The following is a 12,156-nucleotide window of genomic DNA, read 5'->3' on the forward strand; positions in this document are numbered from 1 at the left end:
ACAGACAATTCGAAATAATTTCTTTAATTTGTACTTGTGTAAGGTTCATGCTTTTTATCGTTTTTTAGTTTGTAATTTCAAAGATAATAGTCTTGGGTCTTACACACTTTTTTGGGACAGTATCGATTGGATTAAGAGAAGAGGCTAATATTGATCTGTTTTTGTCTAAACTGCCTTGCCATTAGATTTGTAAATCTCAAGAACAGATCAAAGAACACCATTTTGCTATTGACATGCTGCATTATATGCCTTATCGCCACATCTATTTCATTTGATATCTGCATAATATTTGCACCATTGATGCAGCCGGACAACTGTATTGCAAGTTCTTTTTCTCTTTGATTGAGATATGTAATCTGACTTATTCCGAGTGGGTACATATATAGCTCTCTAAAATAGGAAGCAAAAGATTTAAGCAATGAGACTTGATATTCTCTTCCTAAGTCGGCAAACTCCTCAGCCAGTCTTCTCATGACAAGTGGCTTGGGAGGGTTGATAAAAGAGAGCATTCTTACAAAATAGATCCAATGCTCTTCTCTTTCGCCTTTGTTGTTTAGCTCATCAAGGGCTTTTCTCATTTGACCACAAGAGAGATGAGCGGCTTCTCTTATCTTTTCGATATCGCAATGGTCTCCCTCCAGCTTAATCAATGCATTTACAACTTCCTCTTCCGTCAGCAAGGGAAGCTCGATCTCTTGGACTCGGCTTTTTATTGTAGGCAGTAGCAATTCGGGTTCAATAGAAACAAGGATAATAAGGGTATCCTTTGGTGGCTCTTCAATCAATTTGAGAAGTTTATTGCTCAATGCCTCGTGCATCTTTTCGGGTTGCCAAATGATTAGGACACGATATTTGCCCTCTGCAATCTTATAACTCATTCGCTCCTCCAAGACAACATTTTCCTTGCTATATATCATTGCTTGTGAGTTGCCCGCCTTGATTGCATTGAGCCAATCTACTCGTGTAAGATATGGTTGTTGTGCATTTTCCCTCCATTCCTTTAGATAGTCATCGCAACTTTTTTTGTCTCCTCCCACAATGGGAAACAAGAAAAAAAGATCCGGATGCGCCAACAGCTCATACTTGATGCAAGCAGAGCATTTGCCACAAGGCTCTCCATCGTGATGATCCGTACAATTGGCATACTGCGCCAAAGCCAATGCGATAGACAAGGCACCTGCTCCATCTGATGAACTAATCATCATTGCATGTGGCAATCTATGAGTATCTGCCAAACTTTTGAGTCGCTGTTTGATAAGATCATACCCGGCTACATCATCGAATCTCATCGATCACCTCCCTCTCTAATGATAAGATATTCATCAGAAGTACAATCAATTACTTCTGAAGGGATCCTTGCAATCTCTCCGGAATCAATCAAAACATCAGCCCTCATATCATGATGTTTGGTCTCTTCATATTCTGCAATAAGCTCGGGATTGGATAGATCCTCCACATTCAAATCTTCGCTCGTATTGATAGAGGCAACCATCAAAGGGTCTTCCAACAGATGGATCAAATGCTTAGATACCGGATGAATAGCTAATCTCAAACCAATCTCTTTTCGATCTTTGATAGTCTTCGGAAGTTGACCCAATGCCGGCAAAATAAATGTATATCGACCCCCCTCTCTATCCTTGATAAAGCGGAAAGCCTCATTATTGATACGACAAAACTGAGCCGCCATAGATATATCTTCACACATCAAAGCAAGGGGTCGCTTAGATTTGCCATAACCTTTTAGCTTGACCAAGCGATCCACAGCCTTCTGATTGAGAGCATCACAAGCATAGCAATACCCTGTACCGGAAGGTAATATCATGAGACTTCCTTGCCTCAATTTTTGTGACAATTGATCTAACAATTGCTCATCGGGAGCATCCGAATATATCTTAATCACTGACATAAGTTTCTTTTGTTTTAATATTGCCCGGTATGTAAAAGTAATGACTTAATCTTACACTGTCATCGTAACCAATCGTTTTTAATCTCATAATCTGATCCCAGGAAGAAATCTTACCATACCTCCGAAGCAACTTTAGTATCTCCTTTCGCTGAAGATAATTGATATAAGGATGGCGAAGATCATCACTTGTCTTGATTGAGTCGAAAGAGATCCTGGCCGGATGTGTCTTGATACAAAACCATGGTTTCAAACCAAGATATCTCTCTTGAGTCATTCCATAAACCTCTTGCAACTGCAATACCGTATAATAACCTCTCAAAATCTTACGATAACGGACAATCCTCCTGGCAAAGACAGGTCCAATCCCGGGAATTTTTGTAAGAGTAGCCGAGTCTACACTATTCAGGTCGACTTGTGTCCCCAAGGGTAGCTTTTCCTTAGGCTTGTACTTTATATGTTTTGGAGGTCCTACATAATGGATAGAAGTTTCGATAGTATCGTCCGTCGGCCTATTATCTATACTATCCATCCTAAGCGATTCATTTTGCAATGAATAAGATGCCACCTCTTTAGATGGACAAAAATTTACAAACGAAACAATTATAAGTACCGCTATTAGCAACAAGGTTAAGACAATCAATTCACCACGACCAACTTTCAGGAAACGAAGTATTTTCCGTTTCACTCGCACTCCTTTCGCTGAGATATCGCCTTCACTACCCCATCGCTAAGGGTAATCATCCGATCGCATCTCTCAGCCAAAGATTCATCATGGGTCACAATAAGAAAAGATTGCCCCATCTCTTTTCGTAAATCAAAAAACAATTGGTGTAACTCTTCTTTATTTTTCGAGTCCAAACTTCCGGAAGGCTCATCAGCCAACACAATCTTGGGTTTATTGATCAAAGCTCTGGCCACGGCCACCCTCTGTCGTTCTCCACCGGACATTTCATTCGGTTTGTGATCGGACCTTTGTTCAAGATTGAGGATTTTCAGTAAGCGCTTAGCCTCTCCCAAAGCCACATCCTTTTTTATCCCTTGTATCAAAGCGGGCATAGCCACATTTTCCAATGCTGTAAACTCGGGCAACAACTGGTGAGCCTGAAATACAAAACCCAAATCTTTGTTTCTTACCTCAGCCTGCTTGTTTTTGCTTAATGTGGAAACATCCTTTCCCCCAATGATCAGCCTGGCTCCTTTTCGAGGTTGATCGAGAAGTCCCAGTATCTGTAAAAGGGTCGTCTTGCCTGATCCTGAAGCTCCCACAATCGAGACGATCTCTGCTTCATAGACCTCTAAGTCAATCCCCTTGAGCACCTCAAGTGTATCAAAACTTTTATATATGTGCTCTGCTTTTAATACAAGATTTCTTTCCATATACCTAAAGGTACAAATAAAATGAAAGCGACATTCTCACGAATTACTCAGAGCAATGATTACCTCGGCCGCCATTCGAAGACCAAACATGGCAGGCATATAACTCAGCGTCCCCGCCGTAGACTTTTTGTTTTGCTCATTTTCCACCATAATGACAGCATTCCTATTGGGCAATTCGGAAGAAAACACCACTCTAAAGCCCTTCCTAATCCCCAGTATTTTCAATCTTTTGCGCACCTGTCTGGCCAAAGTGCAGTTGTAAGATTTCGATATGTCTGCCACTTGAATCTTGCCGGGATCGTATTTGGCTCCCGCACCCATAGATGAGATCACCTTGTAGCCTCGAGCTATGGCCTCGGAAATCAAATATACTTTAGGGCTGAGCGAATCTATGGCATCAAGCACATAATCATACTTCTGCTCATCAAGAAGCTCTCTTACAAGTTCGTCCTTTATAAAAATTTGTCGCAGATGCAACTTAATTTCCGGGTTGATAGCCTCTAAACGCTCTGCAAGCACCTCTGTCTTGGGTCTTCCGATAGTCTGTTGCGTAGCCACAAGCTGTCGATTGATATTTGAAGGACTTACGACATCCGCATCCACAAGTGTCATTTCTCCAATACCTGCACGTGCAAGAGATTCGGCTGCCCATCCTCCTACACCTCCAAGTCCTACGATAAGTATGTGAGCATCATGCAGTCTGACAAGGGCCTCTTCACCTAACAAAATCTCTGTTCTTGACTGCCATTCCGGTATATTGATCATTTTATTCCTCTTTTGTCTAATTCTTTTTGATATCGTTTTGCATTTTGCTGATGCTGCGCATAGCTTGTTGCAAAATTGTGATAGCCGGAGAAATCCTCTTTGGCACACATATAAATATCTTTGGTTTCAGGTGCATTTAACACTGCATCTATGGCATCTTTGGATGCAAGGCGAATAGGTCCCGGAGGCAATCCCTTATTTACATAAGTATTATATGGAGATTTCGTCCTAAGATATTCACCGGTGATACGTCTCAATTCAAAATGACCACTGGCAAACTTAACCGTCGGATCCGACTGTAATGGCATGCCGATATGATAGCGATTGATATACAGTCTTGCAATCCTGCCCCACTCGTCCTTCTTTCCGGACTCCTCCTCCACAATAGAGGCTATGATAGCCACCTGACAGGGTGTAAGGCCCAATTTTTCCGCCTTGCCACACCTGTGAGAAGTCCAAAACTTATCATAAGACTTTTTCATCACACTCAGCAACTGCCTTGGAGTACTATTCCAATATATCTCATACTTACCCGGAATAAAAAGGCATCTAATATTATCCGGATCGAAATCCCCAAATGTCCTACATAAAGCAGTATCATTGAGAGCTATCCTAAGAGAATCTTTCTTCATGGCCAATCGAGAAGAAAACAATGAGACAAGATCTTCTTCCGTTCTAACCAAACCGATATTGAAAGATACGGGAGTTTCCTCTCCATTAATCAAAAGATCGACAATATCACTCTCAGACATACCTTTGAGCACAGCAAAACGTCCCGGCCTCAGCTTAGCACCCAAGTGCTGCCTATCTGCATAAAAATCGAACAACTTGGGATGACGCAAACCGACCTTATTGATAAGCTGAGATCTTACATCGTCGATAGTTGCTCCCGGTCTTAAACAAATGTAAGCAGTATCTTCGATACGCCCCGAAGGGTCCCAATGAATCATCTTGTAAAAGTAAAGGGCGAAAAGTAAAATCAGCAGGACTACAGCTCCTAAGATTGAAGTCACAAACTTACGACCCTTTTGAGACCGAATATGACTACTTGATTTTCGAGACAAGTTCATACAACCATTATTTATATTAATCAATCGATAATCAAGTTACCATCAAATAGCCCCAATATGCCAATAAGCTATCCAATTGACACTCCCTTACCAATTGTCACACAAAGGTAAACTATTCCGAGAGAAAAGATAGGATAAAGACAAATTAGGGCTACATGTGACTACCTTGTTGGTAGTTTATAACATAATAGTCTGAAGTCTTCTGACTCAATCATTTGCAATGCTGTCTTTTAGGCTTTTGCCCTCTTACACTTCTTGAGCACAAAACTCAAAATAAACGGAACCACGATAATGATTGCACTTACCACGTACGCCCAATAATTGGGAGCTCTAAACACAGCCTTGACAGTATAGTCTTTAGAAAGAAGCCTATTGCCGGTAATCCGAAAAGTCAGGTACCCCTCCTTCTCACAAATTCCATTGCCGCAATCTATCACTTTTGCTCCCGGCATCATGAGATGATAATCAATGTCAATCCAATAAAGAGAATCTGTAATAGAGGCATATTTTTGTGCAATTCGTTGACTGACAAGGCCGTCAACACTAAAGAGAGTCTTAAAATAGTCGAACCCAAAAAAGTTGGCTGCCATCGTTCCAAACTTAGAATCATCACTTATACTAAAACCATTTTGCAACATATAATCGATCAATGAGTCTCGTTGACTGATAAGTTGCTCTTTACTTATTGGTACTGTTTTGAGTGAGTCATATTCACTTATCACCACATCAATGGCATCATAAATAATATTGGCAGAGATCCAATGGTCGTACTGTGTCGCCATACTATCCAAATAATCTTGAGCCTCTGCTCCACTCATTCCTTCAAGGAGATTGGGTTGTCCCGTAAGCCAATATGATGCAGCCTTCGGATCCAAATATTGAGAGAGTGGTATCTCAAAAATATCTGAATAATCATTGTAGACCTCTTCGTATTCATAATCGGTATACAGCCATTTGAAATGGCTTTGTATTTTACAGCTTTTCAGAATAGGCTTACCCTCGCACTGAATAGGAAAATGCTTTGCCATCTCTTCGACCGAACTATAATCTTGAGAAGCTATACAACGAACCTTATGTAAAGTCGAATCTTCCTTAGAGCTCTCTCTCTTCCAAGTTTTCTTCCATCTCGGGTCATCTAAAATTTTAGATATGGTTTGACTTGGGTGTGCCTCATTGAGCATGGTAGCACTATCTGTCAAAAAGCTTATCTCACGATGAGCCGACCCATCTCTATTGATTACTGTCAACATCGAATAATTGTCCTTGCATGAGGTAAATAAGACCAACAATAGCAAGGTTAAGAAGGATAGGTTAATTGCTTTCATTGTAGGATTGTTTTAATTGTTTGATAATCTGATGTTGTGCCTGCTTTTTCTTAATATAACAGAGAAGGGTTTCGCCCAATCCCACGCTATCCTTGGCAATGGCACAATCTGTTTTATACTGTTCAATGCATTGTCTATAATCGGTTGGAATTACTTTAGATTGCTCTACGGATAGGCCATTTAACATCACAAAGGCAAGGACGACAATAGCTGCAACAGAGGTTAATCTACAAGCAAATATCATAATATGGCGCTTAGACCATTTGGATGGATTGGACACTTGGGGATCCTCCTCTTTAAGATTGGATATGCTATCCATAATCGATCTTGTCATCTCATCTTCGTTGTCTATCTGCGGTTGACGATCGCGAAGTTGCCTAATTATATCGTCTAACTTATTATTCATAACCAAATTGCTTTAATAGTTCTTTCATTCGCTTTCTTGCAAGGTATATGTTACTCTTTATCTTGTCGGGACTAAGACCTGTGATTTGCTGCACCTCTTCATAAGTCAAATCCTCCAAGCACACCAATGTAAATACCAGTCTCTGCTTATAACTAAGTTTTTGTGTCAATACTTTGATGATTGCAGCGAGTTCGTCGTTTTGAATCTTCTGATCTGAAGCCAAATCACTAATCACATTGTAAGATAGATCGACAGGGCCACACTCCACAAGATGAGACCTCCCTTTTAGATAGTCCAAGCATACCCTCGTAGCAATAGTATACAGCCAAGTCCTAAAACTCTTTGTCAAATCATACTTATTGAAGTTGACCCATACCCGAATAAAAGTTTCTTGAACAACATCTTTGGCGGCATCCTCTTGACACAGAAGCCTAAATGCCACAGAGAAGACCAACGCTTGATAGCGTTCTACTATCAAACGGAATGCTTCTGTGTCTCCATCCAAGCATCTTAAATATAACTGCTGTTCATCTTTCAGTTCCATCTGTATGTTCTTTTGTATAGTATACGATTGTGATAGGCAAAAGTCGAAATTCAATAACATCACTGCAAACATTTGACCGGTATAAAAAATGCCATCAAATCTCAACAATTCACTAAATAAACCAATCTAACAATGTTAATGTAATTGATTTTTAGTATCTTAGCTACATAATCAAATAGAAACCATGGGAATACTCATAACACTCATCATATTATTGTTTTTAGTGCAGCTTGGAAGATCATGCTACCAAGAGGCTACAATTCGTCTCATAGGCTCTGAACAAATAATCACCTCGGCAAGCATCAAAAGCAATGGTCCTATCTATCTTTTCTTATGGGCTGTGAAGCTCGAAGAAAGAGCACTATATCTGTTAAATACTGTTGCTGCATCTAATGCTCTACAAGGGAATCAAATATCACTTATTTACAACGAATTTCATACAATTCGGGGTTAGGGGACTCTGACCCTATAAGCACTTTGCCCGTTTTTATAGTACGAAACGGGCTTTTTTATGCCTTATTTTAACAAATAAGGTCGCGCAAGAAGCAATCCGTTCTCGCGCGACTTTCGATCTGATCTCGCGCGACCTTGACATGCGAAGTCGCGCTACTTCGGGTGCAACCTCGCGCGAGTATAGATTCAAGGTAGCGCGAGAATGGATTGCAAGTCGCGCGACCTTCCCTAAAAAGTGGCCTGAAGTGGGTTTTTAAGTCGCCAATTTGTCCATAAAAAGTAGCATATACATATATTAACATTCCAATAGGACGGTTTCGTCCTATTGCTTTTAGATTTTGTGGAGAATGAGCCTCTTTGGGAAGTAAAAAAGAGCTGCATTGGAACTAAAAACCGGACAATAATGTTTACATTATTTATATATTAAAGATGAATAATTGACATAAAAACATCAATCAATCCTGCTCATTTTAATCAATTTCGGTGGGTCTTGATAGACTTCCTCATGACTAAAAAGAGATCAAAAACAAGTAATAGGCAAAATTTTATCGAATTTATTATCCAAAATATCATTTGTCCATTGTCCTGATTGGAGCATATCAATTAACACAATAGGCCATAAAACAGATATAAATGCACCTAAAACATATGGATTTTCCGATACAAATTAAACAGATATACACATTAGGACACTCGTGCCAAGTTTTCAAATATAAGGTAATCTTCATTCAATAAATTCACACTATCATACAATAGACAATACCTATCAATGCAAATTAGATTAATCCATGGCAAACTTTAACTTTGTAAAGAAGATATCATAATTACATCAACGATAACTATGAGTAAGCAAAACCCCTTCAAAAGGGTATTTAAATTTTATGTAACCGGCTTTAAGGAGATGACTTTGGGCAAAACCCTCTGGCTCATTATCCTTATTAAGTTGTTTATCATATTTGTGATACTTAGGATATTCCTTTTCCCAAGGTTCTTGGGAGATAAAGGAGATGATAAAAATAAGGCCGATTATGTACGAAATGAACTGATTGACAGAAAAGCAAAATAAAGAACATTAAAGAATAATAAACAGATTATCATATATTTGTAGAAATCAAACATCAATTATTGTTACTATGAATCTCGAATCATTATTGGATTGGTCAAGGGCACAGTTTGCTCTTACCGCAATGTATCACTGGCTCTTCGTGCCTCTGACACTTGGACTCGGTGTCATCATGGCAATAGCGGAGACCAAATACTATCGTAGCGGAGAGGAATTTTGGAAACGCTCTGCCAAATTTTGGCAAAAGCTTTTTGGCATCAACTTCGCAATCGGTGTGGCTACAGGTCTTATTTTGGAGTTCGAATTTGGGACCAACTGGTCTAACTACAGTTGGTTTGTAGGAGACATCTTCGGAGCACCTCTGGCCATCGAAGGGATCTTGGCATTCTTTATGGAAGCCACCTTCATTGCAGTCATGTTTTTTGGTTGGGGAAAAGTAAGCAAAGGATTTCACCTTACTTCTACTTGGCTGACTATTATTGGAGCTTCTATTTCTGCCATCTGGATCCTTGTGGCAAATGCATGGATGCAACATCCTGCAGGTATGGCCTTCAATCCGGACACAGTACGTAGTGAGATGGCAGACTTCTGGGCTGTTGCCTTGTCGCCGGTTGCTATTATCAAATTTTTGCATACAGTCACCTCTTGCTGGCTTTTGGGCTCTATATTTGCTGTGGCAGTCTGTGGCTGGTATCTTCTTCGCAAACGTCACAATGACTTTGCTATCAGAAATATCAAAATGGTCGTTCCTTTTGGCTTTATTGCAGCAATTCTAACTGTTGCCACCGGTGATGAATCTGCCTACAGAGTATCAGAATTTCAACCAATGAAATTGGCAGCAATGGAAGCATTATATGACAATGGGGCATGTACTCCCGATGGCAAAAATGCCTGCGGTGAGGGCACTGCTCTAAGCCTGTTTGGCGTACTCAATCCGGACAAGCAAAATCCACAAGATGGCAAAGATGCCTTCCTCTTTAATATAAAGATGCCACATGTGCTGTCACTAATGGCTACGAGGACAAGTTGTGGATATGTACCCGGAATCAACAATATCCTTGAAGGCAACTATACCAACTTTAAGGGTGAAGCTCAACTTCCGGCTGACACGATGATAGCTCGTGGAAAAGTTGCCATACAAGAATTGGAAGCATATAAAAATGCCAAAGCTCAAGGAGATGAAGATGCGGCTGCTATCCACAAAGCGGCAATGGAAAAAGACTTCAAATATTTTGGATATGGTTATTTGCAAAATAAGAATGACCTTGTTCCCAATGTACCTTTAACCTACTACTCATTCCGTATTATGGTAGGTCTTGGTATGCTCTTTATTCTTCTATTCATTATATATTGGATTGTTGGTCGCAAAAAAGAACGCCTTGCAAAATCAAGATGGTTGCATATACTTGGTATTTGCTCGGTTCCTCTTGTATATATTGCAAGTCAATGTGGGTGGATTGTGGCAGAAGTCGGTCGTCAGCCGTGGGCTATCCAAGACTTGCTACCACTTAGAGCGGCAGTATCCAAACTGGATGCTACGAATGTCATGATTACATTTATCGTATTCCTCGTCCTTTTCACAGCACTTCTTATTGCAGAACTAAGCATTATGCTTAACGCAATCAAAAAAGGTGTAGACGAAGACGAGACAAAAAACATAGAATCAAAGTAACTCCTTAAAGGAAATATCACAATGGATGCAAATACATATTCAATATTACAGCAATACTGGTGGTTTATAGTTTCTCTGCTGGGAGCTCTGCTGGTATTCTTACTGTTTGTTCAAGGTGGACAATCATTTCTTTTCAGCCTTGGGAAAGACAAACTTACACAACGAATGATGGTCAACTCGATTGGCCGCAAGTGGGAATTTACATTCACCACGCTGGTAACTTTTGGTGGTGCCTTCTTCGCATCATTTCCTCTATTCTATTCCACAAGTTTCGGAGGTGCATACTGGGTATGGATCCTCATTTTGCTATGCTTCGTTATACAGGCTGTCAGCTATGAATATCAGAATAAGAAGGGTAACATATGGGGAAGTAAAACATATCAGGTGTTCCTATTCCTAAATGGTGTATTAGCCCCTATATTGTTGGGAGCCGCTGTAAGTACATTATTTACCGGAGGCAACTTTTTAGTATCAAAATCAAACCTTTTTGATACGACCGGCATAGGATCGACCATTTCTACATGGCAACCATACAAGGGCATTCAACTTCATGGTCTTGAGGCTGTACTCAACCCGTGGAATGTGGTACTTGGCATTGCGGTCCTTTTCTTATCCAGAGTAACAGCTCTTTTGTACTTTATCAACAATATCAATGATAAAGATTTGTTCGTTGCAGCAAAGAAAAGACTATGGCTCAACGCCGGTATATTCTTGGTATTCTTCCTACTATACTTAGGCTTCTTATTGTCCACCAATGGATATGCCGTAACGGACAGCGGGACTATCGAGATTCAAGCAAACAAATACTTCAACAACCTTATGACTATGTGGCCGGTATTGATTGTGTTCCTTGTTGGGGTTGTTCTTGTACTGGCAGGTATCGGTACCACCCTCTTTAGAAGAGAGTATAAAAAAGGTATTTGGTTTGAGGGGATTGGTGTTGTTCTTACTGTATTGGCACTTTTACTTTGTGCCGGATGGAACAATACTGCTTACTATCCGTCTTTAGCAGACATGCAAAGTTCACTGACAATCCAAAATAGCTCATCAAGTCCATTCACTCTCAAAGTGATGAGCTATGTATCTATCTTGGTACCTTTTGTATTGGCATATATCATCTATGCATGGAGAGCTCTCGACCTTCATAAAATTGATCAGAAAGAAATCAAAACAAATGATCATATCTATTGATACAAAGAGCTATACAACAAAATTGTAGTCAATACAAAGTACCAATCATAATGGTACAGATCTTAAAAATAAGGGGCTGTGTCATTATTCGTAATGATTCAGCCTCTATTTTTTTAGCAACCTCTCATTTTTTGAATTTAAGCAGCCAATTTTTGGATGGGAGCTACCATTGGACTCACAGGAACTCCTAAAACCGATAAATAGGCCCTATATGGCGTATTATTCGGAGAATTTCCTCCGTTTTTCTTGGTTTTCATCCTCTTTGCTGCCATTTTCTTGATGTTAAAGGCCATGGCAAGGAAGGTAAAGTCCATTGTAATCATGTCTTTACCAAAATGTCGAAAGCGTCTGTAATGCATATTGGCTTTGATCTGCCCAAAGACC

At 40.0% G+C, this 12,156-nt stretch carries 14 protein-coding genes; 4 read left to right on the top strand and 10 right to left on the bottom strand.

Translation table 11 applies throughout. From position 1 onward, the window contains the following. Nucleotides 1–131: 131 nt before the first annotated feature. The 9 genes from ACFO3G_RS05335 to ACFO3G_RS05375 form a co-directional block, all read right to left on the bottom strand. Nucleotides 132–1,289 (bottom strand): DNA polymerase III subunit, encoded by a 1,158-nt coding sequence (locus ACFO3G_RS05335; protein WP_380078686.1) that lies wholly within the window; start codon nucleotides 1,287–1,289, stop codon nucleotides 132–134. After that, a complete protein-coding gene (locus tag ACFO3G_RS05340; protein ID WP_380078688.1) occupies nucleotides 1,286–1,906 on the bottom strand; it encodes an L-threonylcarbamoyladenylate synthase in 621 nt (206 codons plus the stop codon). The genes ACFO3G_RS05335 and ACFO3G_RS05340 overlap by 4 nt, the downstream gene beginning before the upstream one ends. After that, entirely contained in the window at nucleotides 1,893–2,591 is a 699-nt protein-coding gene (locus ACFO3G_RS05345) for a ComEA family DNA-binding protein (protein ID WP_380078690.1), read from the bottom strand. Before ACFO3G_RS05345 ends, ACFO3G_RS05340 begins: the two co-directional genes overlap by 14 nt. Next, nucleotides 2,588–3,283: an ABC transporter ATP-binding protein gene (locus tag ACFO3G_RS05350; RefSeq protein WP_380078692.1), complete on the bottom strand. Its 696-nt coding sequence runs from the start codon at nucleotides 3,281–3,283 to the stop codon at nucleotides 2,588–2,590. The genes ACFO3G_RS05345 and ACFO3G_RS05350 overlap by 4 nt, the downstream gene beginning before the upstream one ends. A 36-nt stretch (nucleotides 3,284–3,319) precedes the next feature. Continuing rightward, complete coding sequence (locus ACFO3G_RS05355; RefSeq protein WP_380078694.1) at nucleotides 3,320–4,048, bottom strand: tRNA threonylcarbamoyladenosine dehydratase; 729 nt, start codon at nucleotides 4,046–4,048, stop codon at nucleotides 3,320–3,322. Next, entirely contained in the window at nucleotides 4,045–5,118 is a 1,074-nt protein-coding gene (mltG, locus tag ACFO3G_RS05360; protein ID WP_380078696.1) for an endolytic transglycosylase MltG, read from the bottom strand. Before mltG ends, ACFO3G_RS05355 begins: the two co-directional genes overlap by 4 nt. A gap of 230 nt (nucleotides 5,119–5,348) precedes the next feature. After that, the gene (locus ACFO3G_RS05365; RefSeq protein ID WP_380078698.1) at nucleotides 5,349–6,443 is read right to left on the bottom strand and encodes a hypothetical protein; all 1,095 of its coding nucleotides are present in this window, start codon (nucleotides 6,441–6,443) and stop codon (nucleotides 5,349–5,351) included. Next, the gene (locus tag ACFO3G_RS05370) at nucleotides 6,430–6,849 is read right to left on the bottom strand and encodes a hypothetical protein (RefSeq protein ID WP_380078700.1); all 420 of its coding nucleotides are present in this window, start codon (nucleotides 6,847–6,849) and stop codon (nucleotides 6,430–6,432) included. The genes ACFO3G_RS05365 and ACFO3G_RS05370 overlap by 14 nt, the downstream gene beginning before the upstream one ends. Beyond that, nucleotides 6,842–7,393 carry an RNA polymerase sigma factor gene (locus tag ACFO3G_RS05375; protein ID WP_380078702.1) on the bottom strand — a complete coding sequence of 184 codons (552 nt, stop codon included), beginning with the start codon at nucleotides 7,391–7,393 and terminating at the stop codon, nucleotides 6,842–6,844. Before ACFO3G_RS05375 ends, ACFO3G_RS05370 begins: the two co-directional genes overlap by 8 nt. Before the next feature lie 184 nt (nucleotides 7,394–7,577). Here ACFO3G_RS05375 and ACFO3G_RS05380 point away from each other — a divergent pair, with 184 nt between their 5' ends. The 4 genes from ACFO3G_RS05380 to ACFO3G_RS05395 all read left to right on the top strand — a co-directional run bounded on the left by ACFO3G_RS05380 (nucleotide 7,578) and on the right by ACFO3G_RS05395 (nucleotide 11,772). Beyond that, the gene (locus ACFO3G_RS05380) at nucleotides 7,578–7,847 is read left to right on the top strand and encodes a hypothetical protein (protein ID WP_380078704.1); all 270 of its coding nucleotides are present in this window, start codon (nucleotides 7,578–7,580) and stop codon (nucleotides 7,845–7,847) included. 840 nt (nucleotides 7,848–8,687) lie between these two features. Next, nucleotides 8,688–8,912: a DUF4492 domain-containing protein gene (locus tag ACFO3G_RS05385; RefSeq protein ID WP_380078706.1), complete on the top strand. Its 225-nt coding sequence runs from the start codon at nucleotides 8,688–8,690 to the stop codon at nucleotides 8,910–8,912. Between the two features lie 67 nt (nucleotides 8,913–8,979). Further along, on the top strand, nucleotides 8,980–10,581 hold the full coding sequence (locus ACFO3G_RS05390) for a cytochrome ubiquinol oxidase subunit I (protein ID WP_380078708.1): 1,602 nt from the start codon (nucleotides 8,980–8,982) through the stop codon (nucleotides 10,579–10,581). 21 nt (nucleotides 10,582–10,602) lie between these two features. Continuing rightward, entirely contained in the window at nucleotides 10,603–11,772 is a 1,170-nt protein-coding gene (locus ACFO3G_RS05395; protein WP_380078710.1) for a cytochrome d ubiquinol oxidase subunit II, read from the top strand. A 137-nt stretch (nucleotides 11,773–11,909) separates the two neighbouring features. Here the strand turns inward: ACFO3G_RS05395 and ACFO3G_RS05400 are convergent. After that, nucleotides 11,910–12,156 (bottom strand): transposase (locus ACFO3G_RS05400; RefSeq protein ID WP_380078712.1); only part of this gene is annotated, 247 nt, incomplete at its 5' end.

The organism is Falsiporphyromonas endometrii (assembly GCF_042654485.1).
Taxonomy (GTDB): Bacteria; Bacteroidota; Bacteroidia; order Bacteroidales; family Porphyromonadaceae; genus Porphyromonas; species Porphyromonas endometrii.